Below are 25784 nucleotides of genomic sequence, written 5' to 3' on the forward strand. Positions count from 1 at the left end.
GCATATGATTCTAGCCGGCGACATTGGCGGAACCAAAACGGTTCTGGCCTTACTCGACAGACAAGCCGACGGCACGCTGAGCTGTTTACAAGAACAAACCTTTGCCAGCGGCGAGTTTCAAACGTTTGAGGAAATTCTGGATCTGTTTCTGAGCGACAAGCCAATAGTGTCGTCAGCCTGTTTCGGCATCGCCGGCCCGGTGGTCAATCAACGCTGCCAGACGACGAATTTGCCCTGGCTGGTGGACGGCGAACAGCTCAAACTCCGCTTGAGCACCGAACGCGTGAAATTGTTGAACGATCTGGAAGCGATGGCGATTGGCATGCTGCATCTGCAAGACCAGGACTTCATCGAACTCAACCCCAATGCCGAACCGCAAACCGGCAACATCGCCGTAATCGCCGCCGGCACCGGTCTCGGCGAAGCGATGCTGCATTGGGACGGCAACCAGTATCACCCCATCGCCACCGAAGGCGGTCATTGCGATTTTGCGCCGCAAAACCCGCAACAAGACCAACTTTTGACTTATCTGCGCGACCGTTATCCTGCTCATGTCAGCTGCGAACGGGTGTTGTCCGGTATCGGCTTCAGCAATATCTACGATTTTCTGGCGCACATCCGCTTTGCCCCGCCCTGCCCGGCAGTGCCTCCGGCAGCCGAAGCGCGCGGTGTGGATCGTAATGCGTTGATTTCCCGCCTGGGCGTGGACGGAGAAGACCCCTTGTGCCGTGAAACCGTGCGCTTGTTTGCGGAACTTTACGGCGCCGAAGCAGGTAACTTGGCCTTAAAAGCCTTCGCTACCGGCGGCGTATTCATCGGCGGCGGTATCGGCCCGAAAATCAGATCGGCTTTGGAATCCGGGGAATTTATCCAGGCTTTTGTCGCCAAGGGCCGGTTTCAACCCATGCTCGCCAAATTGTCGGTTAAGTTGGCTTTGAATCCGCGCACCCCCTTGCTGGGGGCGATGCATTACTTTGCCGGTCAATAAGCATTTGGTATTGATCCATATAAAAAGGTACGGCACTGTCGGAATCGGCTAGGCTTATAAAACAACCTTTTAAATAAGCCTTTGCTAGAGTTACGTGCTAGCACGTGTAGCCGAGTCATGGTCCAATCCAAGCAGAAACAAGCCAGTTTGCAAAAATCGCTATCAATCCTTCAAGCCGCGCTCGACTCCAGCACCGACGCTATATTGGTAGTCGATCTGTTCGGCAAAATCGCCACCTTCAATCCTCAATTCATGCGGCTTTGGGGCATCCCGGCAGGTTCTTTAAAGATCGGCGACGACGAAAAATCGCTGACTTATGCCCTGAAACTCCTAAAAAATCGAACCACCTTCCTAAACCGCATCAAAGAGATTTATAAATACCCCAAGCAACGCTACGCCAGCGAACTGGAATTTAAAGACGGCCGCTTTATCGAAAGCTATTGCCAACCACAATATCTGGACGGCCAACCGGCCGGCCGGGTTTGGAGTTTTCGGGACATCACCGAGCAAAAAACCTCGCGCAGGCGCTTAGCCCAATTAAGCTTTGGCATGGATCAAATGCACGACAGCGCTTATTTGATTACCGAGAATGCCAGCTTCATCTACGTCAACAACCAATCTTGCAAGGCTTTGGGCTATAGCCATCAAGAACTGTTGCGGTTGAGCGTATTTGATGTAGACCCTTGCTTTCCACGGCAAGTCTGGGCCGCGCATTGGGCGGAACTGAAAATTAAGCGCTCGAATAAGTTGGAAACCATCCACAAAACCAAGGATGGCAGGCTATTTCCGGTGGAAGTGGTGGCCAATTATTTCGAATACGCCAACGTCGGCTATAACTTGGCTATCGCCCGGGACATTACCGAACGTAAGCGTATCGAAGAAGCCCTACAACAGGCCGCGCTGATTTATCAAAACAGCAGCGAGGCCATGTTGTTGGCAGACTCAGATGATCGCATCCTCACAATCAACGCCGCGTTTACCACCATTACCGGCTACCAATCGGATGAAGTAGTCGGTAAGCACATAGACATTCTAAACAGCAGCAGCCACAGCGAAGCCATGTGGCAAGCCATTCAAAGCAAGGGCAGTTGGCAGGGCGAAATTTGGGACAAGCGTAAGAACGGCGAGATATATGCCAAGTGGTTAACCGTCAATACCATCTTCGATGCTCAGCAGACCATGCAGCGGCGGGTGGCTTTATTTTCCGATATTACCGAAAAGAAAAAAACCGAAGGCGTGATCTGGCAACAAGCCAATTTCGACCCATTAACCCAATTGCCGAATCGGCGCATGTTTTACGACCGGCTGAGCCAGGACATCAAAAAAGCCCACCGGGAACATAAGCGTCTGGCCCTGTTGTTTATCGATCTGGACTTATTCAAGGAAGTGAACGACACCCTGGGACACGACATGGGCGACGAGTTGCTGCAAATCGCCGCCCAACGCATTTTGGCCAGCGTGCGGGAGACCGATACCGTAGCCCGCCTGGGCGGCGACGAATTTACTGTGATCCTGAGCGATGTCGGTGAGCCCGGCAACGCCGAGCGCATAGCCGGCAACCTGTTGCAAAAAATGACTGAATGCTTTCAGTTGGGTAACGAAATTGCCTATATTTCCACCAGCATCGGCATCGCTTTTTACCCGGACGATGCCGACAACCTGAAATCTCTGTTAAAGCATGCGGACCAGGCAATGTATGCCGCCAAGCGCCAGGGCCGGAATCAATATTGTTTCTTCATCCCGACCATGCAGGAATCCGCGCAGGCGCGGCTACGGCTAAGCAACGACCTACGACTGGCCTTGGCGGGGCAGCAGTTTTATCTGTGTTACCAACCCATCGTCGAACTGGCTACCAATACTGTGCGGAAAGCGGAAGCACTGATCCGCTGGCAACATCCGACACGCGGCCTGATCAACCCAGCGGATTTTATTCCGATTGCCGAAGAAACCGGTTTGATCAGCAGTATAGGCAATTGGATTTTTCAGGAAGCCGCCGAACAAACCAGCCGCTGGCGGCAATCGATACACGAAAAATTCCAGATCAGTATCAATAAGTCGCCGGTCCAGTTTCGGAATGAACGCGACAGTCATCGCGATTGGCTGGACACATTGGAGGCGCTGAGTCTTTCCGGGCAAAGCGTCGTCATCGAAATTACCGAAGGCCTGTTACTGGATGCCAATAGCAGCGTGGCCGAGCAACTGTTGTCGTTCCGCGACGCAGGTATTCAGGTGTCGCTGGATGATTTCGGCACCGGCTATTCCTCGTTGTCTTATCTGAAAAAGTTCGACATCGATTACCTGAAGATAGATCAGAGCTTCGTCCGCAATCTCGCGATAGGCTCCGACGACATGGCCTTATGCGAGGCAATCATCGTGATGGCCCACAAACTGGGAATAAAAGTGATTGCCGAAGGCATAGAAACGTCAAGCCAACGGGATTTGCTTACTGCGGCAGGTTGCGATTTCGGACAAGGCTATTTGTTCGCAAAGCCATTACCGGCTCAGGAATTTGAGAAATTGTTTGCCGATTGTAAGCTTTAAAAAGTCGATGTTTGCGGGGTGCCAAATAGGCATAAACATCGAGAAAACAGTGTTATTTAGTTGGGAGCCACCGAGAAAACAGGTCTTTCGGTGGCAGCCGTTAATCAATCCAGCTTGGATTGATTAGATGCGTCCTTAGTGAGCGGCGCTATATACTTTCATCATTTCTTTGTAGAGATCCAGAGTCGCTTTCAAACTAGCAGTGGCATTAGCGTCGCCTTTTTCGATCTCATCGCGGGCAACTTTCAGTTTGTCACCAGCTCTTTGACGCAAACGCTCGGTTTGCTCGTAGCGGAACTCTTTTTGTGACTGACGAACATCGCCCAGCGCTTTCAAAGTGCCTTCTTTGTCGCCTTTTTCCAGCAAACTTACAGCTTCCTCTACTTTGGCAACGGTAGCTTCACCGGCTGCACGAACTTTGGCGTCGCCAGCGCTGTTTGCATTAGCTGATGTCGAAACTAATGCTGCGGCGATCACTAAAAATGAAGCCAAGGTTTTTTTTACTGTGTTCATACAAATCCTATCAATTGATATTTAAGTGTTTTTTTAAACCACATTAAAATTACAAATTTATGACTGTATATTTTAATCCGGTTGCTTGCTCAAAGCTTTTTCATACTACCATAGATTCTGGAAATAACAGCAAAAGAGGGAAAAATAACTCAATTACCACAAGCTAAAAACGGTATTGATTATTGCACCGTCAGCCCGGCAATGTGTTTGATAAACCCCGTCTCATTGACGAAGGTAATATCGTACATTTTGGTTAGCCCCAACACCTGCTCATCACTAACACCCAAGACCAGTAACAGAAAGTTTTCCTTGGCGATATCCAGTCTGCGCCGCATTTTGCAGTACTTTTCGATAAAGGAACGAAATTCTCCGGATTTACACTCTATAAATACCGGTATACGCCCATTAATTAGAAAAAACACATCCACTTCATATTTATCTTCATTCGCAAACTGAATATTAAAGTTTCTTAAGCAAGAGAAAAGTCCTTTACTTTCGTAGAAGTGTTTCAGCAATTTCATAAACACATACCACTCCAACCATTCACCATTAAAAAATCCGACGATGGCCGACATACTCTGTAAAGTTAGATGGACTCTCTTTTCATTTTTATTATAAAAATACTTGGCAACAAACGAGAATTCGTACAGGTTTTTACAAAATCCGGTAATCGTTTTAATTTGATTTTGACTGTAATCGTTTAAATTCAAAACTACCGATGCGTAGTTATTTCTTTGGGCTTTTCTAATTTTATCCAGTACCTCCTGCAAGACCGGAAAGTTATCGCCCAACTCAACCGCCACTTCATCATAAAAACCTTGCGTATCCAAGGCATTATGATTTACTTCGACCTGAACATTCTTACGCTCAAACCAGCTGATAATAGGCTTGTATTGCATACTATTGGTCATCACCGCAGTATTATGCAAATCCACCTCTTCGACTTTAAGCAAGCGCGTGTCGGATCGCAAAACATCCGCAACGGGGCTCCCCGCCTGCTCTAATTCTCGATATTTACCCAATAACACGCCGTATTTATCGATCAGTTTCTTCACAAAAACTACGGTATCGTGAATTGCCGATGCTTGATCGCAAACCGGGCATTTAACCGTTTTGCCCACATGTTCATTCGGCACTTCACGTAAATAGGCACAATTGTTACAGCGCAGAATTGCCATAAGGCGTCCTTGAATATTTTTTACGATAATGAATATGCTTGGCTGGATTGAGAATAACCACTTAATCAGCTTGCTCTAAAACAGGCGTTTAGCTCATCCCGTTTTATAAGAAACCGGCTTATTGCAATAGCCGTAGATACTGTCACTGCTACATAACGGGACCTCGTGCATTCGCTGGAGAGCTGCATTTTGACGCTAACAATCCAACCTCAATCTAACGGGCAATCCGCGCCGCTATGTCACAAATCACCCCAACCGTCCTGCAATTGTAGACATGCCTGCACAGACCTCAACCGGAAAATACGGCAAAAATATCTATCTAACTGATCTAAAACAAAAAAATCAGACAAGCAGACTGATTTTAAATCTGGATCAAAATTTGCTGAGAAGCTTAAAACGGCTGCACAAGCCTTATCCAGCACTCTCGATTACAGGTGATTTATGAGCAAAATCGGCATTTTTTTCGGAACGGATACCGGCAGCACTCGTCTAGTGGCAAAAAAGATTTTCAGTTTGTTGGGCGAAGAGCTGGCCGACAAGCCCAAAAACATCAATCGGGTTAAACCCGAAGAACTATTGCAATACGACGCGCTGATATTGGGTACTCCCAGCTACGGCATAGGCGACTTGCCCGGTTTGGGAGCCGGATGCCAGGAGCGCAGCTGGCAGGAGTTCGTACCGACCCTGGATGGCGTCGATCTCTCCGGCAAACGGATCGCGTTATTCGGCTTGGGCCATCAAGAACGCTATGCCTCGCGCTTCGCCAGCTCCCTGATCCAACTTTACCGGGTATTCTACCGATTCGGCGCCGAGATGATCGGCCGCTGGAGCACGGAAGGCTATACCTTCGAACATTCCGACTCGGTGATCGACGATCAATTCGTCGGCCTCGTACTAGACCAACGCGGCCAACCGCATTTGACCGACGAGCGCATCAGAGTCTGGCTGGCGCAAGTCACGCCGCAGTTGTTGCCGGTCTTGGCGGAGGCCGCCTAGATGTCGGCCTCATCCTTAGCAGAACAAGATCAATTTGATCTAACCCCGTTGGCCGACTGCTCCCACTGCGCTTACCGGGATACCTTACTCGCCACAGGCACCTGCAAGCCGGGTGACCGCTGCGTGGTCGCGGAAAGCGGTCGGCAAATCGACCGGTTTTTCAAAGCGCATCCGGTCTATGCGTTAAATTACACCCAAGACCCATTCTGGGAACGGCGCGCAATTGCCGCCCAATATTTGCCCACCAATCATTTGCGCCCCTTACTGACCGACCCCGACGAAGCCGTGCGCCGAGTACTGGCTTATCGTGTGCCGGTGGAATGGCTGCTGGAATTAAGCCAGGACAGCGACCGGGAAGTGCGAGTCACGGTGGCCGACCGCCTGCCGGAAACCCAACTCGAGTTAATGGCCAACGATCCGGATTACTTGGTACGCACTTACGTTGCCAAACGCTTGCCCAAAGGCCGACTATTCCGTTTAGTCGCCGACCCGGACAATGAAGTGCGCCGCACCGTCGCAGAGCGCATACCCAGCGTGAGTTTGGGCTTGATGGCCAACGATCAAGAAGTGAACATCCGCCGTATCGTCGCGCAGCGCATGGAGGTCGACGATCTAGCCATGATGAGCAAGGACGAAGACTGGACCGTACGCTATGAAGTGGCGCTGCGCGCCGAGCCGGAACTGCTGAAGCAGATGCTTGACGACGCCGACGAAGAAGTCAGTTTTACCGCTCGTGAGCGCTGGGAAGCCTTAGCGATGGAGGCAACGCATGCCGCAGACTGAACACATCGTCGGCCTGACCTATGCGGACCGCCTGCGGATGGCGACCGAGTCCCGCCACCAAGCATTGAAAGAACGGCTGGGCTCCGACTTGGCAGCCTTAACTTCTTTGATGGGCCCGATGAGCGACGGCCCGGAATGGCCGGCGGGGGCTGCCTGGCTGGCCGCGCGGCATGGCCAAAACGCCTGCGTGATCTCCGATGGCTTATCCGACCCCTGGGTGGAGCGCGACAGACCGGAAACCGGCCTGGGCTTGGAAGTGTTTATCGAAAGCCCGGATTCCGGCGCCGCCGAGAACGCACCGCTCGCCAAATTCGCCGACACCTGGTTATTTCCGCTGACCGCCGAAGTCAGCCATACCTTGGCCGGCTTCCCGCGTTTAAGCGAAAGGCTATTGAACGGGGAACTGCTATCGATGGAATTTGCTATCGATCACATCAAGGACGGCCGCGGCCAAATTGGCGCCTTATTGGGGGCTAATAGCGAACCCGCCAAAACTTTAACGCTTGCAGGCGGCGAAATAAAGCTCATCGCCATCACCTTGCTGACCGTTAGCGAATTGAAGTATCTGCGCGGCAAAGGCGAACTGGCGCGTCACGAGCTGGCCGACAAATTGAAAACAGCCGGTGTCGGCCATCTGTCCTTACTCCACCGACCCTCGCTGGTCTAAACCGCACCCTATCGCATGACTATTACTCCCGAAATAGACGCCTGGTTGCTGGAAAACGGCTTTCAATTGGACCTCAATCCGCACGGCAAGCACCCATTGATTCTGTCCGCCCAACAAGGCCGGGCCGATGTACTGAACTATCTGCTGGAGCAAGGTGCAGATCTTAACGCGCTGGACGCTTACGGCAACAACGCGCTGTGGGCCGCATGTTTTGCCGAAGCGGGCGATTGCATCGGCTTGTTGCTAGAGGCCGGCATCGATATTAATTATCAAAATCCCAGTGGCGCTAGCGCCCTGACTTATGCATCCTCCAGTGGCAAACACGCTGTGGTCAAGCAATTGCTGGAAGCCGGCGCCGATCCGCTACTCAGTACGCAGGACGATTTCAGCGCGCTGGATTTGGCCGCCAATCGCCAATGTTTGCAGTTGCTGCGCAGTGCGGTAAAAGCCTTGCAGGTATAGCGCCACTGGACATTTTTTACTCGGACTTTAAATACCCGCGCAGGCGGGAGACGAGCGGCTACACTGGATTCGCTGTGGGACCTATTAGTTCTCCAGCCTTACCTGAGTGCATAAGGATCGCATGCACCAATAGCACTCCGCCCCAAATAAACAGAGATGGTTAGCCACCAATCTAAACCCCAAGCCGGATAAGCCCGCCTATTGCCGCAAGCCCAGCGTGGGCATAGAATGCGGCCTTTCCTAACATACTCCGAGGACGCACCATGTCAGACTCTTATTGGTTTAGAACCGGCGAAGCCACCGTATTTTCCAGCGACGGCCAAGGCACCGACGCGATGCCGGAAATTCTGATTGGCGACGTCAAAGGCCCGGCCGGTCATGCCTTTGCCAATCTGATGGGGCAAACTGCGGGCCACACGCGCATGTTCGCGATCCGCGCCACCAACCAACAAGTGCGTCCGGCCACCATCATGGTGCCAAAAGTCACGATCAAATCCTCGGCTTACGTCAACTTATTGGGCGGCCCGGTACAGTCCGCAGTTGCCGACGCGGTGATCGATAGCGTCGCCGACGGCATTATTCCGCGCCTACAAGCCAACGAGTTGTGCATCATTGCCATGATCTGGATCGATCCCTCCTGCGCGGACAACCCGGGGCTGGACCGCAAGGATTTGTACCGCACTAACTACGAAGCCATGAAGCTGGCGATTTCCAGAGCGATGAGCAACTCGCCCAGCATCGACGAATTGATCGCCAACCGCCACAAAATATTCCACGAAATGTACGACCCGGAAACGGGCGAGTCGCAGTGGTAACCTTATAAAGCAAATCGTCAGGAAGCCGCGATAGCGGCAACCTGACCTACTATAATTGACGCGCCATAAAAGTGTATCGCCATAAGTATCACCGCCGCCAAAGGTAAATCGGCATATTAGCCCGCTCTGCCGCCTAATCCCTTTGCCACCTCCAGCAAGCAGTGTTATTATCCCCGCGCCCTATCCGCCCGCACCGTAGCGAGCGACTCGCGTCAACGGGGACGCAAGAGGCTGGTTTTCAAGGTTATACGTTCGTCCTCCGCTTTGTTAAAACCCGCCGACTTTTGCCCTCGCGGCCAACCCAGTTTGCTAGGGTGTAATATCAATGCCGCTCGTTCCAATTCCGCAGAGTTTGACTACATGCCAACCCAACCGCTCGAAACGCTGTTCCGCTCCGAAGTTCTCTCCATGTCGGCCTACCATGTCGCCGATGCCAGCAACTTCATCAAACTCGATGCCATGGAAAATCCTTATAGCTGGCCGGAAGATATTCAAGCACGCTGGTTGGAATCGCTGAAGACCTGCCCGATTAACCGCTACCCCGACCCGGAAGCCAAGACGCTGGCGATCGCATTACGCCGGGCGAACGGCATTCCGGAGCAATCGGCCTTGCTGCTCGGCAACGGCTCCGACGAAATCATTCAAATATTATTAATGGCTTTAAGCGCCGATGCCGCCGTATTGGCACCGGAACCCGGATTTGTGATGTACAAGCAAGTGGCGCAAAGCCTGGGCCTGCGTTACCTAGGCGTGCCGTTGCTGGCAGACAGTTTTGAACTGGACATGCCGGCCATGCGCGAGGCGATTGCCGAATCTCGACCTGCCTTGATTTTTATCGCCTATCCCAACAACCCCACCGGCAACTTATTCGATGCCGCAGCCATCAAGGAAATACTCAGCCTAGCACCGGGATTGGTAGTGGTCGACGAAGCGTATGCGCCGTTTGCCGACGCCAGTTTTATCGGCGAACTAGGGCATTATCCTAATTTATTGGTGATGCGCACCGTTTCCAAGTTGGGGCTGGCCGGCTTGCGCTTGGGATTTCTGGCCGGCGAACCGGCCATAGTGGAGCAGTTGCATAAAGTCCGCTTACCTTACAATATCAATTGCCTGACCCAAATCACGGTGGGATTTGCGTTGGATCATGGCGAGTTTCTGTTAGAACAAACCCAAACGCTACGAGGGGAGCGCGCTTTGGTTCTCAAAGCCTTAGAGGAGACGCCTAGCGTTCGAGCCTACCCCAGCGCTGCTAACTTCATTTTGTTCCGCACCCTTAACAAAGCCGCTGACGACGTATTTGCCTCACTGAAGTCGCAAGGCGTGTTGATCAAGAATCTGTCCCCTCAAGGCGGGCTGTTACACAATTGCCTGCGCGTCACCGTCGGGAAACCGGAAGAAAATCAAGCCTTTCTAAGCGCGTTGGCAGTTGCTTTAAAGTGATGATTCTCACTATCCGCAAAGGCCTGAAACCCTTGAATAGCGCTGTCGCAAGAACAATTTCAATAATCACGGACAGTAGGGTATATTTGCTGAAAATTATAATAATCGATGTATCGCGATATACATCACATCATCAGGAGTGTTACTTATGAACCACGAAGGCGTCGATCATTCCAAACGCCAGTTTCTGACCTCGGCACTGTCGGTGGTTGGTGCAGTGGGTGCCGGCTATTTGGCCGTCCCCTTTCTCTCGCAAATGCAGCCCAGCGCCAAAGCCATGGCAGCAGGGGCTCCCGTCGATGTCGATATCAGCAAGATGGAACCCGGCCAGCTAATTCGCGTGGCTTGGCGCGGCAAGCCGGTGTGGGTCTTGAATCGGACGCCGGAGGTCATATCCACTCTAGCGACTCTGGACAGCAAATTGGCTGACCCGGTATCCAACGAATCCATGCAGCCGCAGAACAGCAAAAATCCGCTGCGTTCCATTAAACCGGAAATTTTTGTCGCGGTCGGCCTGTGCACGCACTTAGGCTGCTCGCCCACGTTTCGCCCGGAAATTGCCCCTAACGATTTGGGCCCGGATTGGAAAGGCGGTTTCTTTTGCCCGTGTCACGGCTCCTGGTTCGATCTGGCCGGTCGTGTGTATCGCGGCGTTCCCGCCCCTACCAATCTTGAGATACCGCCTTATCGATATGAAACAGACAATCTGATTGTCGTTGGCGAAGAAAGCGAGGCAAACCCAGCATGAAGCAAAAAATGAATCAATGCAGCGAATGGCTGCTGGAGCGTTTTCCACTCTCCGATTTGTGGAATGAACACATGGCGCATTACTACGCGCCCAAAAACTTTAACATCTGGTATTTTTTCGGCTCGTTGGCCCTGTTGGTGCTGGTCAATCAGTTCATCACCGGCATTTTACTGACCATGAACTACAAGCCGGATGCCAAGCTGGCTTTCGACTCGGTCGAATACATCATGCGCGACGTCAACTGGGGTTGGCTAGTGCGTTATATGCACTCCACCGGCGCCTCGGCGTTCTTCATCGTGGTCTATCTGCACATGTTCCGCGGCCTGATTTATGGCTCGTTCAAGCAACCGCGCGAACTGATCTGGATCTTCGGCATGCTGATCTTCGTCTGCCTGATGGCGGAAGCGTTTATGGGTTACCTGCTGCCTTGGGGACAGATGTCTTACTGGGGCGCCCAGGTCATCATCTCCTTGTTTAGCGCGATTCCAGTGATCGGCGACGAGTTATCGCTGTGGGTGCGAGGCGACTATGTGGTGTCCGACGCCACGTTGAACCGCTTTTTCGCGTTTCACGTCATCGCCGTGCCTCTAGTATTGTTAATCCTGGTGTTCCTGCATATTGTCGCCTTACACGAAGTGGGTTCCAACAACCCTGACGGCGTTGAAATCAAGCAATCAAAAGACCCTTGGGGACATCCGGTCGACGGCATTCCTTTCCATCCTTACTACACCGTCAAGGACATCGTCGGCGTCGGCGTGTTCATGTTCTTCTTCGCCACGGTGATTTTCTACATGCCGGAATTGGGCGGCTACTTTCTGGAACACGCCAACTTTATCCCGGCTGATCCATTGAAAACCCCGGAACATATTGCGCCGGTCTGGTATTTCACTCCGTTTTACGCCATTTTGCGCGCAGTACCGGATAAGTTTGCCGGCGTGATTGCGATGGGCGGCGCGATTGTGGTGCTGTTCATGCTGCCTTGGCTGGATCGTAGCCCGGTCAAATCCATCCGTTACCGTGGCGGCATCTTCAAAAAAGCCGTGGCATTGTTTGTAGTCGCCTTTATCGGTTTGGGTTATTTGGGAACTCAGCCTGCTACGCCAGGTGCCACCACTGTTGCTCGGGTATTGACCGCAGTTTACTTCGGATTTTTCCTGTTGATGCCTCTGTATACCCGCTGGGAAAAAACCAAACCGGTACCGAATCGCCTGACCGACCAGCCGAGCCTGGAAGATCGCATTCCGGCTCTACTGGCCTTAGTCGATGAAGTGGTTGAGGTACAGCAAGTTCCCGACAATATCGGCGGCACTATCGCCAAGAAAAGGCCGAACTGGTCCGGCATATCTGCCGTACTGATTCGTTTTGCAAAAAACCTGAAAAAGAGCCTGGATTAAGCCATGAAAAAGATACTCTACACTCTTTTATTTTTGCTGCCTTTCAACGTGCTGGCCAGCGGTGGCGTCAAACTCGACAGCGCCGACATCGACTTAAGCGACACCATGGCGATGGAGCGCGGCGCGAAATATTACGTTACCTATTGCCTGGGCTGCCATTCGGCAAAACATATCCGCTACAAACGTATCGCTATCGATCTGAAGCTGGATGAAGCGGAAGTTCTGAAAGTGGTGGCACCTTTTGGGGCCGGCATCTACGATCAGATGCATTCGGCGATGAACGCGCACGATGCGGAAAAATGGTTCGGCACCACGCCGCCCGATTTGTCGCTGATTGCCCGCTCGCGCGGCGCCGACTGGTTGTATACCTACCTGCGCAGCTTCTATGCCGAGCCGGGAAAAGCACCTTTGGGCGTTAACAATGTCGTGTTCCCTGATGTCGGCATGCCCAACGTGTTCTGGCAATTGCAAGGTACGCAATCGGCGATTACCCAGAAAATCGACGGCCATGACGTCATTACCGGTCTGAAACTGGAACAACCGGGGCAAATGACACCTCAGGAATTCGACAAAATGGTCAACGACCTGGTCAATTTCCTGGTTTACGTCGGCGAACCGGTGCAACTGGAAAGACAACAAATGGGTAAATACGTGTTGTTCTTTATCCTGATGTTTATCGCACTAGCCTATCTGTTGAAAAAAGAGTACTGGAAAGACGTACACTAAACACAGCTTGGGCTCGTAATATCAAACCGGTATCGGCTAAGCTGATACCGGTTTTTTTATGGCCGTTTGTTTAACAAGCAATCGATTTGTAAATCCGGTTAAAATCTCGATTAAACTCTCAGTAACGGAATACGCTAAGCCCGAATGCTGGAAACAACTCTACCCTTGACCGTCTGAAAGCCAATATGAAAAAAACTACGCCAACATCTGAAACGTCAGTCTCTGCCACTGAAAAGCCTGCTCCAGCGAAAGCGACTAAAAAATCCCCTACCAAATCCGTTGCCGTTAAAACAGCACAAGAAATGTCCACCGCACCGGGCAAAACCAAAGCTAAACCCAAAGCAACTACAACGCCTAAAGCCGTAAAAACAGCTACTGAAGCACCGACTGCCCCGGAAAGTACCGAAAAAGCCCCGGCGCCCACTGTTAAAGCAGCCGCGAAAAAAGCTAATCCAAAGCCCAAAGCCGCTAAAGTAGAGCCTACTGTGGAAGCAGAGCCAAGTGAAACCGCGCCAATCGTAATTTCCATGCACGAACGCATAGGTTTGACCGCTGGGGTTATCTGGCATCATTTGGCTGAAAACGGCGCGACACCGGTTGCCAAATTAGTTTATGTACTGCCGGAGGAAGAGGCCATCATTCAAAGAAGTATCGGTTGGTTGGCTCAGGAGGACAAAATCACGCTGTCGGCCAGAGGGGGAGACCAAGTCGAAACCATAGTGCTGAAGGGCTAGCGTTTTACTGCTGAGAAAATCGTTCATCACGCGACACTTAGCCGCTTGCGTTGAAAATAACGATTGTTGGGGCATAAAGACCTCTTGCGGTAAACGGCAAGCAACAGAGGGTCAATTGCGAGAACCATCCAAACCTCAGCAACTACAGAATAAGCGCTCTATTAATCTATTCGGAGAATACCTAATGAAAAACATTATTTTGGCAATAGTAGCTTTATTTTTCTTGAACCAAACGGCGTATGCAGCCGACGCAGCGTGCGAAGCCAAGGCTACTGAAAAAAAGCTGGCTGGCGCCGCCAAAAATAGCTTTCTTAAAAAATGCGAGAAAGACGCCAAAATCACTGCCGCTAAAGCCGGCTGCGATGCAAAAGCTGCCGAGAAAAACTTGAAAGGCGCTGCGAAGAATAGCTTCACCAAGAAATGCGTCACTGACGCAAGCAAATAACACTTTCGATAAAACGCCCAGTCCGCCCCGTTGGAACGCTGGTAACGGCTTTCTACTTCCGTTTCCCAGCGCGGCAATAACATCCGAAAATGCCTGATTTTTGCAGAATGACCGGTTTCAGTCTCACTGGACCTTACGCAACGGCTATTAACCACATTTCTAAATAAGCTCGCTCCCGTAAAGCCGGGAGCCCAGTTGCTAAATTGGATTCCCGCTTATTCGGGAATGACGGCCAACGGAAATATAAGAGCCAGGTTAAAAATAGCCTCTTCGAAAAACCCGTTTTTCGTCGCTCCTAATCCACAGCAACCCACCAATAGCAAATTTTTCCGACAACCTGAAAAATTTATTTGTTCTGCATTTGTTTTCATTGTATGCTTTTACAAAACAAATACAGAACAAATATGACACTTACCCGTAAGCAACAAGAAATTTTCGACTTCCTGCTACAAAATCAGGAGCTATTCAGTCATCCGCCGACACTAGAAGAATTGTGCTCGGCGATGGGATTGAAATCGCGCGGTTCATTGCACAGCCAGATCAAGGCACTGATCGACGCCAATTTGATTGAAGCACCGGAGCGCAAGCAACGCGGCATTCGCCTGACCGAACACGCCAAATCGCTGGTCAACAAAACCGTGGCATCCGGCATGCTGCCTTTTGTCGGCACCATAGCCGCCGGCAGACCGATAGAAGCCATCGAAAACATTTCTTATATGGCTGTGCCGGAAGAATTGAAAACCGAGAACCCTTGTTATGTCCTGAAAGTAAAGGGAGATTCGATGCAGGAAGAAGGCATCTTCGACGGCGACTGGGTCATCATCGAACAACGCAGCCATGCTCGTAACGGCGAAATCGTCGTTGCATTAGTTGAAAAAGCCGAAGCAACATTGAAATTTATCGAGCAGTACCCACACGAAACCCTGCTAATTCCCGCCAATTCCTCAATGCAGGCCATGCGTTACCGGCCCGAGCAAGTGGAAATACAAGGGGTATTAGTCGGACAAATGCGTAGCTATACCAACCACCACTAGGAGGAGATTATGCTTCATCAATCCGTTCATATGCGCGATCAAAAAGCCAATCAAACAGCCATGCTGAACAGAGCAGACCGACAGGCCGCCATCAACATGATCGAGGAAATTACGCTGGTTGTGGTGCTGTGGGGCGTGTTTTTACTGGCTACCGGCTGATGTTAGTAACCCTAACCTGCTTGGCATGGTCACCTGGCATCCGGCATTATGTATAAACTGAGTTTTTATGTGCCGGTCAGCCATGCCGAACAGCTAAAACAAGCGTTGTTCGAGCAGGGCGCCGGGCGTATCGGCGATTACGACAGTTGTGCCTGGCAAGTGCTGGGCGAGGGCCAATTCCGCCCTCTCGCCGGTAGCCACCCTTATCTGGGCAGTATCGGTGAAATTCAGCAGGTCGCCGAATATAAGATAGAAATGGTCTGCGCCGATGATTTAATTAAAACGGTGGTGCAAACCTTGCTGGCTTGCCATCCTTATCAGCAGCCAGCCTACGAGGTTTATAAGATCCTCAGCGTCGCAGACTTATCCTAGCCTGTTCAAAACGGCTTTAAGCTCTATGAACAAGCTGATTCCATGGGGAATACGATAGCTGATCCAAATGAAATCTATCGATTGCCACTCGCTTGCAAAATGGCCCATCGTCCGTTTTTATGTTTTGATAGCCCCATCATTCCCACAATAGGAAATCCAGTTTTTTGAATTTCCCGGCTTCCCGCTTTCGTTGTAACGACAAAGCAAAGATGTTTGGGACATTCGTTGGAATTTCCTTAATGTCCCTCACTTTCCTCATCACCCTCTTTCTTGGTGATTTCTTCCAAAGCAAGACTGCCAGCCAGAGAACTGGGCTTTTTGGTCGCCGACCCCAAACCGTCGCTCAAATTGATTTTCAGTTTTAAATTGTTCGGCGAATCCGAGTTGCGCAAGGCCTCCTCCAAGGTGATCACCCCGCCTTTGTAGAGCTTGAGTAAATGGCTGTCAAAAGTCTGCATGCCGATATTTTCGGATTTTTCCATCGCTTCCTTGATGGCGTGAATATCGCCTTTATGGATTAAATCGCTAACCAATTTAGTACCCAGCAAAATTTCGATAGCCGCCACCCGTTTGCCTTCGACGGTGGGTACCAGACGTTGAGAAATAAACGCTTGCAGATTCAAGGACAAGTCCATCAGCAACTGCGGACGACGTTCTTCCGGGAAAAAGTTAATGATCCGATCCAAGGCCTGATTGGCGTTATTGGCGTGTAAGGTGGACAAGCACAGATGGCCGGTTTCGGCAAAAGCCAAGGCATGCTCCATCGTCTCCTGGCTGCGAATTTCGCCGATCAGAATTACATCCGGCGCCTGCCGCAAGGTGTTTTTCAATGCGTCTTCATAACTAAGGGTATCGACGCCGACTTCGCGCTGATTTACCAAGGATTTTTTATGCGGATGTACAAACTCGATAGGATCTTCGATGGTGATGATATGCCCGGATGAGTTGCTGTTGCGATAATCTATCAAGGCCGCCAAGGATGTCGATTTACCGGAACCGGTGCCGCCGACGAACAAAATCAGCCCGCGCTTTTCCATGATTTTATCTTTCAGGATTTGCGGCAAGCCCAAGGCGTCGGCACTGGGAATATCGACCTTGATGTTGCGGATCACCAAGGCGTGGCAATTGCGCTGTTTAAAAATATTCACCCGAAACCGCCCGATTCCTTCTTCAGTAATGGCCAGATTCATTTCCGGCACATGTTCAAAGGCGGCGCGCTGCTCGGCGTCCATGATGCCGTCGGCAATTTCCTTGATGCGTTCACGGCTAAGTTTGACGTTTTCCAGCGGTTTTAAGCTGCCTTGGAACTTGGCCGCCGGCGGAGCCCCCGCCGTCAGATACAGATCCGAACCATCGTGTTGGACGAGGATTTTTAGATAGTCTTTAAATTCCATGCGGGCGACTCTCGAATTGATAATGCCCAAAGTGTAGGCCAATCCGCCGACAAGTGAAGCCGGGACGGTATTCCCTCGGCTGCCCGAGAATGCCCGTTAATTTCTTTGCCGAAAAATGTCATAGCTCGTTTATGCTTGCATTCCCAAACCATTGCTAATTCGTCGAGATGCCAAACCGCCGACTCAACTTGAGTAATTTTGAACATGAAACCGACTTGCTGTACGGGATCATCGACAGTATTAAAGAAGCCGTCATCGTTTTCGACACGACGCACCAAATCATCTGCGTCAACCACTCCGCCGAACTTTTGCTGGGGATTGGCTCAACAGCCGATTGGCAGAATCAACATTACCTTTTTTCCGCGGACGGTAACACGCCTTTTCCCGTTGCGCTTTTACCGTGTTTCAAGCCCGTTGGCCCAGGCATGGCGGAAGCTATCGAATTAACCGTAAGACGCGCAGACGGCAGCGATGTCCGCGTCAGCGTCAGCGGTCGAGGTCTAGCGGACCGGCATGGCACTATATCGGCATGGCTAACAATACTTTCGGATACCTCGTTGCCAAATAACCCGGAGAAGGCGGCCGAAGTTTTAGAGCACCAACAGAATTTGCGTTCCGTACTCAACCATATGCCGGCGATGATCGGCTACTGGGACAAAAATCTTATCAACAAATTTGGCAACAAAGCCTATGAGGAATGGTTCGGCTTTACATCCGAAAACTTGCTCGGCAAACATATTCGCGAAGTCATCGGCGATGAACTATACACGCTGAATAAGCCGTTTATAGATGCCGTGCTGAAAGGAGAACCACAGTATTTTGAGCGCACCATCGTCAATTTCGCGGGCGCAGCTCGGCATACGCAAGCCGCCTATTTGCCGGATGGCGCGGTAGGGCAAGTGAAAGGATTTTTCGTCTTGGTGACCGACATCACCGCATTGAAATCCGCGCAAAAACGCATCAGCGAGTCGGAAGCCCGTCTGCGTGCGATGTACGATAGCCTGCCATTCTTGGCCTGGATGAAGGACAAAAACGGGAAATATATTCAAGCCAACAAACATTGGCTAACCGCCGTGGGCATCGACAATCTGCGTGATTCAGAAGATGTGACTGATTTCGATATCTGGCCGGAAAGCCTGGCCGAGCATTATCGCGCGGTTGACCAAGAAGTGATGCTGACTCGGCAACAAGTATCGCTGACCGAGAGAGCTTTCGATGCTGGGCGAGAGACTTGGACTGAAACGATCAAAGCGCCCATCATCGACGATAAAGACGATGTGCTGGGCACCATCGGTCTGGCGCGCGACATAACCGAAAGTCGGAGCGCGGAAGAGCGACTTCGCAATTACAGCGAGCGCTTGGGCCTGGCCACCAAAGCCGCCGCAATCGGCATTTGCGAGTGGGATCTGGCGTTGGGCGTCGGGGATTGGGATGAACGCATGTACGAGATGTTCGGTATTCCCGTGGGAACGCCCATAGACTACCAGACCTGGGCTACCTTGGTAGTGGTCGAAGACTTACCGCGCACTGAAGCCACACTACGCAAGTTAATTCGAGACCAACAGGAAAAGCATTGGGAGTTTAGGATTCGCCGGAAGAGCGACGGCGCCTTACGCTTCATTCAGGCTTCAGCCATCATAGCCGGCGATCCCAAGAGCGGCAGGCAAAAAATCGTCGGGGTTAACATGGATGTCAGCAATTTTAAGTTGATCGAAAATGCCTTGCGAGAAAGCGAAGCGCATCTGGCTCACGCCCAAGCCCAGGCGCATTTAGGCAGTTGGTCCTTGTACATTGGCGACAGTTCTCTGAAATGGTCTGACGAAAATTACCGAATTTTCGGCATGCCTTTAGGCACGCCTATAAGCTACGAGCGCTTCTTAGAATGTGTCCATCCGGCTGACCGTCATTACGTGCACCAAGCCTGGCAGGCTGCCATGCGTGGTGCGCCTTACGATATCCAACACCGTATCGTGGCGAACGGTAAGATAAAATGGCTTAGGGAACGCGCCGATCTTGTATTTGCCGGGGATGGCAGTTTCGTGCGCGGCATAGGCACATCGCAGGACATCACGGAGCTGAAAGTAATAGAAAAAGACCTGGAATCGTCCCGCTTACAATTGCGGCAACTGGCCGCCCGCCGGGAAAAGGCCCGCGAAGAAGAACGCAAGCACATGGCCCGCGAAGTTCACGACGAACTGGGACAAATGTTGACGGCCCTGCGCATGGAAATGTCGCTGCTTCGCATGAAATTCGCAATTAACAACCGGGGACTGGCCGAACAAATCCGCAACATCATGGAATTACTGGACCAAACCATCCAGGTTACCCGCGATGTGGCGACCTCGTTACGTCCCTCGGCGATAGAAATGGGGATAGTGCCGGCTTTGGAGTGGCTGGTAAGGAAATTCGCGGAACAATCCGGGATTCAGTGCGATCTGTTGTATCCGGAAGATGATTTCGATATGGACGAGGAATGTGCAATCGTGATTTTTCGGATCGCCCAAGAATCGCTGACCAATGTGCTGCGACATGCGGCAGCCAGCAAGGTAAAAATTGCCGTCAATTTGGAGAAAGACCACTATTGCCTGGAAATTTACGATAATGGTCGTGGTTTCGACGCGAATGCCCCCACTAAGACCAAATCTTTTGGCCTGATCGGCATACGTGAACGCTCCTTGATGTTGGGCGGAGAAACCACTATTTCCAGTGTCCCGGGCCAAGGTACCTCTATCCAGGTACGTATCCCAGCTAACCCTAAAAGACCAGAACTATGATCCGACTAATCATTGCCGACGACCATGCCATCGTGCGAGGCGGTCTCAAACAACTATTCGCACTCTCCACCGATATTACCGTGGTCGGCGAAGCCGAAAACAGCCAGCAATTGTTGAGTTTTCTCGATGAAAATTCTGTTGATCTGGTGTTACTGGATCTGACCATGCCCGATCTCGGCGGCGTGGAAATGATCAGCCGGATTCGCGGCCAATATCCGACATTGCCCATCCTGATTTTGAGCATGCACAACGAATTACAAATCGTCTCACGCGCGTTGAAAACCGGTGCGAATGGCTATCTAACCAAGGATAACGACCCGGAGACGTTATTGATAGCGATCCGCCGAGTCGCCGGCGGCGGCCGTTTTATAGACCCTAAACTCGCCGAAAAAATGGTATTTGAATTCGAGAGCTCCGAGCTAAACAAACCGCATGAAAAACTATCCGAGCGCGAGTTTCAAATCTTGCAGTTACTGGCCAAGGGCCAAAGCCTGAACGACATCGGCAAGGACCTGGCAATCAGCAACAAGACTGTCAGTACATACAAAGCCCGGCTGTTTGAAAAATTGCACATCAGCAATAACGCCGAATTGATCCGCTACTATGATGCACACCGCCTGAACATGTAGTCGTTTACCTACAATACCAGGAATAGGCCCACACAAAATTACATATTTACTTGCCTAGAATTTCAGATTGACTGATATTCAGACGATCCACATTTACATATGATGCAGAATCCAAAATTTTGAATGCATCGGGGTTCATCTATGCAAGTATCGGTAACAGGTGAATTGTTTGAGGTGACTATCCGTAACACGTTGGAGTTTGCAAAATGCCATAAATTGCTGGCGTCATGCAAGGCCCACGCCAAAATCAATCCGCGCGCCAGCGCCAGGATAACGCTCGAGAACATCCCTACATTCAATATGTGCGGCATCGCCACCATCTCGCTAATCTGCGACTGGATGCAGGCCGGCGTCGAACTGAATCTGCAAGGCTGTGGCGGCGACGTACATCAGGTTTTCGATACCGGCATATTCGATAAATACTTCAGCAAACACACACCATTCGTTCGCGCCGCCTGCCATGACTGCCTGGAGCGCACAAAACCGAGCTTAGCCAAGGATTGTCCGATACACAAAACCCGTCCACGTTCACGTCCGGACCAAACCGTGCTGGAAAATTAGCGTGAAAACACCATTCTTCGATTTTTTCAGTGCGGGTGGACTAATGCCGCACGGGTTTTGCTTAAAGTGGACGCCCGGCCTGCTCTGGTCGTATGTAATTTCCGATGCGTTAATCACCCTGGCCTATTTCGCGATTGCCGTCATTCTGGCTTACGTCGTATCGCAACGCCGAGACTTGAAGTTTCGCGGCATCTATTTGATGTTCAGCTCATTTATTCTGGCCTGCGGGGCATCGCACTTGATGTCCATCTTCCTGATCTGGCAACCGTTGTATTGGTTGGATACCAGCATAAAAGCCTTGACGGCAACCATCTCCCTGGCCGCCGCCATATTGCTCCTCAAGTTGGTACCGCATGCATTGAAACTACCGAGCAATCAGCAACTGGCAGCCGAAATTGCCGTGCGCACGCAGGCGCAACTGGATCTACAGGAAAGCGAAAGCAAGCTAAAAGCCCTCAGCCAGCAACTCATCAGCCTGATAGAAGCCATTCCCGACGCCATTCTGTTCAAAGACGGCGACGGCCGCTTGTTATTCGCCAATGAGCACGCGCAACAGTTGTTCAGATTTGACGGCATGGATTGGCAGGGCAAGACCTATCTGGAGCTGGCGGATCAACAACCGGACGCACTGGATAAGCATATAAAACTATTTTCGGACGAAGAAGCGGTATGGAAGGCCGGGCACTTGATCATGTTCGAAGATCACATCGTCAACGACGAGGGCCGTTCGATCGAAATAGAGGTACGCAAAACGCCGATTTATCAGGAAAACGGCCAACGCAAAGGCATGGTGGTGATTAGCCGGGACATCAGCAACATCCGCTGGGCGGAGAGTCAATTGCGGATTGCCGAGAGGGCAATCGAATCCCAGGAAGGGATCATGATTACCGACGAAAATAATATCATCCTGCGCGTCAATAACGCCTTCACCCGGCTGACCGGTTACCAGCCGGACGAAGTAATCGGCAACAAGCCCTCGATTTTAAAATCCGGCCGCCACAGTCAAGAGTTTTACCGGGAAATGTGGGCCACACTGAAGCGCGAAAAATTCTGGCAAGGCGAAGTCTGGGACAGGCGTAAAAACGGCGACATTTACCCGAAATGGCTGACGATCAGTGTTGTGACCGGCGCGGACGGCCATACCTGCAATTATGTGGCGGCCTTTACCGACATCAGCCAGCACAAGGAAGCACAAGCTGCCATTCATCGTCTGGCGTATTACGACCCGCTCACCGACCTGCCTAATCGGCGCCTGTTGCAAGACCGGTTGCAGCAGGCTTTACACAACAGCCGTTGCGCGCGTAAGCATGGCGCGGTGTTGATGATAGATGTCGATAATTTCAAAACGATTAACGATACTCAGGGCCACCAAATCGGCGATCAGCTATTGATAGAAATTGCCTCGCGCCTAAAGGCCTGCGTCCGTCAAGGCGATACCGTTGCCCGGTTGGGCGGCGACGAATTTATCGTGTTGCTGGAAAATCTGGGCAGCGCACAAGCGGAGGCAACCACGAATGCAGAAGAAGTGGCGCACAAGATATTGCGCGCCATCAACACCGGCATGTTGTTAAACGGCAAAGAACATCTCGCCTCTATCAGTATCGGAATAGCCATATTCGACGAACACAACAACTCGTTCGACGACACGCTTAGGCGCGCCGACGCGGCCCTGTATCAGGCCAAGGATGCCGGCCGCAACACGTTGCGCTTCTTCGATCCGCAGATGCAGGCGTTACTGGAATCGCGCGTATTGCTGGAGTTCGATTTACGCCATGCCCAGGCCCAAGAACAGCTAAGCCTGCATTACCAACCACAGGTAGATAAAAACGCCCATATTTTTGGCGCAGAGGTGTTATTACGTTGGCAACATCCGCAAAAAGGCATGATTTCGCCGGCTGAGTTTATCCCGCTTGCCGAAGAATCCGGCTTGATTTTGCCTATCGGCGAGTGGGTATTGCAATGCGCCTGCGAGCAACTTCGGGCCTGGGAACAAAATCCGCTCACCCAGCATTTACAACTTGCGGTGAATGTGAGCGCCAGACAGTTCCGTCAGTCCGATTTCGTCGAGTCAATCTGCAGGATTCTTAACAACACAGGCGCCAACTCGGCAAAGCTCAAACTGGAATTGACTGAAAGCATGGTATTGCAAGATGTCGAGGACGCTATCGAAAAAATGCAAACGCTAAAATCATTGGGCGTACGTTTTTCGATGGACGATTTCGGCACCGGTTATTCCTCATTGAGTTATCTGAAGAAGTTGCCGCTTAGCCAACTCAAAATCGATCAAAGCTTTGTGCGTGACCTTATCGTTGACCCTAACGATGCGGTGATTGCCCAAACCATTATCGGCATGGGCCACAACCTGGGCTTGAATGTCATTGCGGAAGGGGTGGAAACCCAGGATCAACGCATCTGCCTGGAGCGTATAGGCTGCGATGCCTTTCAAGGCTACCTATTCGGTAAGCCCATGCCCTTACCTGAGTTCGAACGCGTTATTCGCAGCTTGAACAGGGCGATTCGACCACAAAACATCCACACCGGCACCTAAATGGCCGTAATTTCAAGCCTTAATTGATTTTCTACACTACTTGGCGGAAGGAATACTTGATCATCCATCTACCAATTTGCTGAGTCTTATAACAATAAATTTAACGGGGAAATCTTATGTTCTTGATGAACTGGCATTCGGTCGGAGTCAAAGTGGTAGCAATAACCACGGGCATCCTCTTCGTCCTGGGCTTGGGCTTGTTGTTGATGTTTGCCAACATCGAAAAACAAAAACTGATAGACCGTAAGATTGAATCTTCTCGGCAATTGCTACTGCTTTCCGAATCGATTCGCGACAATGTAAGCAAGAAGTGGGAAAGCGGTCTTTACTCGCCGGCATACCTCCGGCAGTTGGTGCAAGACAAGGATGACGCCAGCCGCCGCTCCCTGATTATTGCTACCGTCCCCACCGCCAACGCCTGGGACGTAATCGAGGCCAAAGCCAAGGAAGGCGGTTTTCGTTTTAAGGCGCCAGCACTTAATCCGCGTAACCCGCCCAGAAACATGCCGGATCAACTGGAACAACAGGTTCTGGCCAAATTCCAAAAAGAGCCTTCGGTAAGCGAATACAGTATTGTTGACGAAGAAAAACAAGAAATTCGCTATTTCAGGCCGGTGAAAATGGTCAAGCAATGCGAGCTTTGCCACGGCGACCCGAATACCTCGCAAGCCTTGTGGGGCAACGACAAGGGCCAGGATTTACTCGGTTATGCCATGGAAAACCGCCGGGCCGGCGAGCTGCACGGCGCATTCGAAATCATCACCCCCTTCAGCACCGCATTTGGCGAGTTGAAGCAAACCGTGTTTTACGCTATCGGCTTTTTGGGTTTGACACTTTTAATTATTGGTATCACCGGTTATCTGGTGATGAGCAGAATTATCATTGGCCCATTAACCGCATTGGCGCTGAATCTGCAAGCCATTTGCAGCGGCGACGGCGACTTACGTGCCAGGCTCAGCGCCTCGGGTAAGTCCGAGTTTGCCTGGGTGGCCTCAAGCTTTAATGCCTTCGTGAAAAAGATCGCCAAAACCGTTGAAGAAATCAGCGTGACCAGCGACAGGCTGGCGCAGGCCGCCAATAAGCTGGCGACTATCACCCAATCCACCCAACAAGGCGTAGAGCGGCAATTGCAAGAAACCACGCTGGTGGCCAATGCGATGAAACAAATGACCTCGACAGTACAAGAAGTTGCCAAGAACGCGATCAAGGCGTCCGAAGCCGCGGAAACGGCGGACCGGGAAGCGACGTCGGGAAAAAATATCGTCACGCAAGCGGTTGGCGGCATTAACGAACTGGCTACCGAAGTGGAAAATGCCGCCAATGTGATTCACGATCTGGAAAACGACAGCAACAGCATAGGCGAAGTATTGAGTGTGATTCAGGGCATCGCAGAGCAAACCAATTTGCTGGCGTTAAATGCGGCCATTGAAGCGGCGCGCGCCGGCGAACAAGGCCGCGGCTTTGCGGTGGTGGCGGATGAAGTCCGTACCTTGGCCAGCCGCACACAAAACTCGACGCTGGAAATCCGCCAAACCATAGAACGGCTGCAAGGCCGGGCGAAACAAGCGGTTTCAGTGATGGAAAACGGCAGAAAACGCGCCGCGTCCAGCGTTGAGCAAGCCGCTTCGGCCGGTGATTCGATCAATACCATCAGCGAGAGAATATTTACCATCAACGATATGAATAATCAGATCGCCACCGCAGCAGAGCAACAAACAGCCGTAGCGGAAGAAATTAACCGTAATGTCAGCAATATCAGCCACGTGTCTGGAGAAACCTCCAACGGCGCCAAACATACCGCCGAGGCCTGCCGCGAGTTGCTTGAGCTGGCCAATCAATTACGCCAGACGGTCGGTCATTTTAGAATTTGACGCCATCGCGGC

General features: G+C 51.4%; 24 protein-coding genes. 21 read left to right on the top strand and 3 right to left on the bottom strand.

Annotated elements, in window-relative coordinates; all coding sequences use genetic code 11:
• Positions 1–4: 4 nt before the first annotated feature.
• The gene (gene glk / locus METH11B_RS0112560; RefSeq protein WP_026602313.1) at positions 5–988 is read left to right on the top strand and encodes a glucokinase; all 984 of its coding nucleotides are present in this window, start codon (positions 5–7) and stop codon (positions 986–988) included.
• A 117-nt stretch (positions 989–1105) separates the two neighbouring features.
• Positions 1106–3529, top strand: a complete 2424-nt coding sequence (locus METH11B_RS0112565) for a sensor domain-containing protein (RefSeq protein WP_026602314.1) — start codon at positions 1106–1108, stop codon at positions 3527–3529.
• Between the two features lie 135 nt (positions 3530–3664).
• Here the strand turns inward: METH11B_RS0112565 and METH11B_RS0112570 are convergent, their stop codons facing one another.
• Together METH11B_RS0112570 and METH11B_RS0112575 are read right to left on the bottom strand one after the other, a co-directional pair.
• Positions 3665–4042: a hypothetical protein gene (locus tag METH11B_RS0112570; protein ID WP_026602315.1), complete on the bottom strand. Its 378-nt coding sequence runs from the start codon at positions 4040–4042 to the stop codon at positions 3665–3667.
• Between the two features lie 179 nt (positions 4043–4221).
• Positions 4222–5220 carry a hypothetical protein gene (locus METH11B_RS0112575; RefSeq protein WP_026602316.1) on the bottom strand — a complete coding sequence of 333 codons (999 nt, stop codon included), beginning with the start codon at positions 5218–5220 and terminating at the stop codon, positions 4222–4224.
• A gap of 441 nt (positions 5221–5661) precedes the next feature.
• On the opposite strand from METH11B_RS0112575, the gene METH11B_RS0112585 reads away from it, so the two are divergent.
• The 14 genes from METH11B_RS0112585 (at position 5662) to METH11B_RS0112650 (ending at position 15995) form a co-directional block, all read left to right on the top strand.
• The gene (locus METH11B_RS0112585) at positions 5662–6216 is read left to right on the top strand and encodes a flavodoxin (protein ID WP_026602317.1); all 555 of its coding nucleotides are present in this window, start codon (positions 5662–5664) and stop codon (positions 6214–6216) included.
• Positions 6217–6999 carry a 4Fe4S-binding leucine-rich repeat protein gene (locus tag METH11B_RS0112590; RefSeq protein ID WP_026602318.1) on the top strand — a complete coding sequence of 261 codons (783 nt, stop codon included), beginning with the start codon at positions 6217–6219 and terminating at the stop codon, positions 6997–6999.
• Complete coding sequence (locus METH11B_RS0112595; RefSeq protein WP_026602319.1) at positions 6986–7666, top strand: hypothetical protein; 681 nt, start codon at positions 6986–6988, stop codon at positions 7664–7666. The genes METH11B_RS0112590 and METH11B_RS0112595 overlap by 14 nt, the downstream gene beginning before the upstream one ends.
• Before the next feature lie 15 nt (positions 7667–7681).
• The gene (locus METH11B_RS0112600) at positions 7682–8128 is read left to right on the top strand and encodes an ankyrin repeat domain-containing protein (RefSeq protein WP_026602320.1); all 447 of its coding nucleotides are present in this window, start codon (positions 7682–7684) and stop codon (positions 8126–8128) included.
• Between the two features lie 263 nt (positions 8129–8391).
• Positions 8392–8943: a formaldehyde-activating enzyme gene (gene fae / locus METH11B_RS0112605; protein WP_026602321.1), complete on the top strand. Its 552-nt coding sequence runs from the start codon at positions 8392–8394 to the stop codon at positions 8941–8943.
• Between the two features lie 360 nt (positions 8944–9303).
• Entirely contained in the window at positions 9304–10383 is a 1080-nt protein-coding gene (gene hisC, locus METH11B_RS0112610) for a histidinol-phosphate transaminase (protein ID WP_026602322.1), read from the top strand.
• Between the two features lie 148 nt (positions 10384–10531).
• The gene (gene petA / locus METH11B_RS0112615) at positions 10532–11131 is read left to right on the top strand and encodes a ubiquinol-cytochrome c reductase iron-sulfur subunit (RefSeq protein WP_020484585.1); all 600 of its coding nucleotides are present in this window, start codon (positions 10532–10534) and stop codon (positions 11129–11131) included.
• A complete protein-coding gene (locus METH11B_RS0112620) occupies positions 11128–12525 on the top strand; it encodes a cytochrome b (protein ID WP_020484584.1) in 1398 nt (465 codons plus the stop codon). Before petA ends, METH11B_RS0112620 begins: the two co-directional genes overlap by 4 nt.
• A 3-nt stretch (positions 12526–12528) precedes the next feature.
• On the top strand, positions 12529–13251 hold the full coding sequence (locus METH11B_RS0112625; protein ID WP_020484583.1) for a cytochrome c1: 723 nt from the start codon (positions 12529–12531) through the stop codon (positions 13249–13251).
• A gap of 185 nt (positions 13252–13436) precedes the next feature.
• The gene (locus METH11B_RS27850) at positions 13437–13985 is read left to right on the top strand and encodes a winged helix-turn-helix domain-containing protein (RefSeq protein ID WP_081733795.1); all 549 of its coding nucleotides are present in this window, start codon (positions 13437–13439) and stop codon (positions 13983–13985) included.
• A gap of 184 nt (positions 13986–14169) precedes the next feature.
• On the top strand, positions 14170–14430 hold the full coding sequence (locus METH11B_RS0112635) for a hypothetical protein (RefSeq protein ID WP_026602324.1): 261 nt from the start codon (positions 14170–14172) through the stop codon (positions 14428–14430).
• A 404-nt stretch (positions 14431–14834) separates the two neighbouring features.
• Entirely contained in the window at positions 14835–15464 is a 630-nt protein-coding gene (lexA, locus tag METH11B_RS0112640) for a transcriptional repressor LexA (RefSeq protein WP_026602325.1), read from the top strand.
• Positions 15465–15473: 9 nt separating this feature from the next.
• Positions 15474–15623, top strand: a complete 150-nt coding sequence (locus METH11B_RS29465; protein WP_165385910.1) for a hypothetical protein — start codon at positions 15474–15476, stop codon at positions 15621–15623.
• A 48-nt stretch (positions 15624–15671) separates the two neighbouring features.
• Positions 15672–15995 carry an NGG1p interacting factor 3 protein, NIF3 gene (locus tag METH11B_RS0112650; RefSeq protein ID WP_026602326.1) on the top strand — a complete coding sequence of 108 codons (324 nt, stop codon included), beginning with the start codon at positions 15672–15674 and terminating at the stop codon, positions 15993–15995.
• A gap of 236 nt (positions 15996–16231) precedes the next feature.
• On the opposite strand, the gene METH11B_RS0112655 is transcribed toward METH11B_RS0112650, so the two are convergent.
• Positions 16232–17389 carry a PilT/PilU family type 4a pilus ATPase gene (locus METH11B_RS0112655; RefSeq protein WP_036277480.1) on the bottom strand — a complete coding sequence of 386 codons (1158 nt, stop codon included), beginning with the start codon at positions 17387–17389 and terminating at the stop codon, positions 16232–16234.
• 188 nt (positions 17390–17577) lie between these two features.
• Between METH11B_RS0112655 and METH11B_RS27855 the strand changes: the two genes are divergently transcribed.
• The 5 genes from METH11B_RS27855 to METH11B_RS0112680 all read left to right on the top strand — a co-directional run bounded on the left by METH11B_RS27855 (position 17578) and on the right by METH11B_RS0112680 (position 25772).
• The gene (locus METH11B_RS27855) at positions 17578–20163 is read left to right on the top strand and encodes a PAS domain-containing sensor histidine kinase (RefSeq protein WP_026602328.1); all 2586 of its coding nucleotides are present in this window, start codon (positions 17578–17580) and stop codon (positions 20161–20163) included.
• Positions 20160–20792, top strand: coding sequence for a response regulator (locus tag METH11B_RS0112665; RefSeq protein ID WP_026602329.1), 633 nt, complete (start codon positions 20160–20162; stop codon positions 20790–20792). Before METH11B_RS27855 ends, METH11B_RS0112665 begins: the two co-directional genes overlap by 4 nt.
• Before the next feature lie 141 nt (positions 20793–20933).
• Positions 20934–21353 carry a hypothetical protein gene (locus METH11B_RS0112670; RefSeq protein WP_026602330.1) on the top strand — a complete coding sequence of 140 codons (420 nt, stop codon included), beginning with the start codon at positions 20934–20936 and terminating at the stop codon, positions 21351–21353.
• Between the two features lies 1 nt (position 21354).
• The gene (locus tag METH11B_RS0112675; RefSeq protein ID WP_051427002.1) at positions 21355–23901 is read left to right on the top strand and encodes a putative bifunctional diguanylate cyclase/phosphodiesterase; all 2547 of its coding nucleotides are present in this window, start codon (positions 21355–21357) and stop codon (positions 23899–23901) included.
• 116 nt (positions 23902–24017) lie between these two features.
• Entirely contained in the window at positions 24018–25772 is a 1755-nt protein-coding gene (locus METH11B_RS0112680; RefSeq protein ID WP_026602332.1) for a methyl-accepting chemotaxis protein, read from the top strand.
• Positions 25773–25784 lie beyond the last annotated feature (12 nt).

Origin of the sequence: Methylomonas sp. 11b (assembly GCF_000515215.1) — a bacterium.
Classification (GTDB): Bacteria; Pseudomonadota; Gammaproteobacteria; order Methylococcales; family Methylomonadaceae; genus Methylomonas.

Excerpts from the sequence above, each read along its gene's own strand:
- METH11B_RS0112565 (WP_026602314.1), top strand. The coding sequence starts at position 1,106 with ATGGTCCAATCCAAGCAGAAACAAGCCAGTTTGCAAAAATCGCTATCA.
- METH11B_RS0112575 (WP_026602316.1), bottom strand. The coding sequence starts at position 5,220 with ATGGCAATTCTGCGCTGTAACAATTGTGCCTATTTACGTGAAGTGCCG.
- METH11B_RS0112590 (WP_026602318.1), top strand. The coding sequence starts at position 6,217 with ATGTCGGCCTCATCCTTAGCAGAACAAGATCAATTTGATCTAACCCCG.
- fae (WP_026602321.1), top strand. The coding sequence starts at position 8,392 with ATGTCAGACTCTTATTGGTTTAGAACCGGCGAAGCCACCGTATTTTCC.
- METH11B_RS0112665 (WP_026602329.1), top strand. The coding sequence starts at position 20,160 with ATGATCCGACTAATCATTGCCGACGACCATGCCATCGTGCGAGGCGGT.
- METH11B_RS0112635 (WP_026602324.1), top strand. The coding sequence starts at position 14,170 with ATGAAAAACATTATTTTGGCAATAGTAGCTTTATTTTTCTTGAACCAA.
- METH11B_RS0112595 (WP_026602319.1), top strand. The coding sequence starts at position 6,986 with ATGCCGCAGACTGAACACATCGTCGGCCTGACCTATGCGGACCGCCTG.
- glk (WP_026602313.1), top strand. The coding sequence starts at position 5 with ATGATTCTAGCCGGCGACATTGGCGGAACCAAAACGGTTCTGGCCTTA.
- petA (WP_020484585.1), top strand. The coding sequence starts at position 10,532 with ATGAACCACGAAGGCGTCGATCATTCCAAACGCCAGTTTCTGACCTCG.
- METH11B_RS29465 (WP_165385910.1), top strand. The coding sequence starts at position 15,474 with ATGCTTCATCAATCCGTTCATATGCGCGATCAAAAAGCCAATCAAACA.
- METH11B_RS0112585 (WP_026602317.1), top strand. The coding sequence starts at position 5,662 with ATGAGCAAAATCGGCATTTTTTTCGGAACGGATACCGGCAGCACTCGT.
- METH11B_RS0112680 (WP_026602332.1), top strand. The coding sequence starts at position 24,018 with ATGTTCTTGATGAACTGGCATTCGGTCGGAGTCAAAGTGGTAGCAATA.
- METH11B_RS0112600 (WP_026602320.1), top strand. The coding sequence starts at position 7,682 with ATGACTATTACTCCCGAAATAGACGCCTGGTTGCTGGAAAACGGCTTT.
- METH11B_RS0112655 (WP_036277480.1), bottom strand. The coding sequence starts at position 17,389 with ATGGAATTTAAAGACTATCTAAAAATCCTCGTCCAACACGATGGTTCG.
- METH11B_RS0112670 (WP_026602330.1), top strand. The coding sequence starts at position 20,934 with ATGCAAGTATCGGTAACAGGTGAATTGTTTGAGGTGACTATCCGTAAC.
- METH11B_RS0112650 (WP_026602326.1), top strand. The coding sequence starts at position 15,672 with ATGTATAAACTGAGTTTTTATGTGCCGGTCAGCCATGCCGAACAGCTA.
- METH11B_RS0112620 (WP_020484584.1), top strand. The coding sequence starts at position 11,128 with ATGAAGCAAAAAATGAATCAATGCAGCGAATGGCTGCTGGAGCGTTTT.
- METH11B_RS27850 (WP_081733795.1), top strand. The coding sequence starts at position 13,437 with ATGAAAAAAACTACGCCAACATCTGAAACGTCAGTCTCTGCCACTGAA.
- METH11B_RS0112570 (WP_026602315.1), bottom strand. The coding sequence starts at position 4,042 with ATGAACACAGTAAAAAAAACCTTGGCTTCATTTTTAGTGATCGCCGCA.
- METH11B_RS0112625 (WP_020484583.1), top strand. The coding sequence starts at position 12,529 with ATGAAAAAGATACTCTACACTCTTTTATTTTTGCTGCCTTTCAACGTG.
- lexA (WP_026602325.1), top strand. The coding sequence starts at position 14,835 with ATGACACTTACCCGTAAGCAACAAGAAATTTTCGACTTCCTGCTACAA.
- hisC (WP_026602322.1), top strand. The coding sequence starts at position 9,304 with ATGCCAACCCAACCGCTCGAAACGCTGTTCCGCTCCGAAGTTCTCTCC.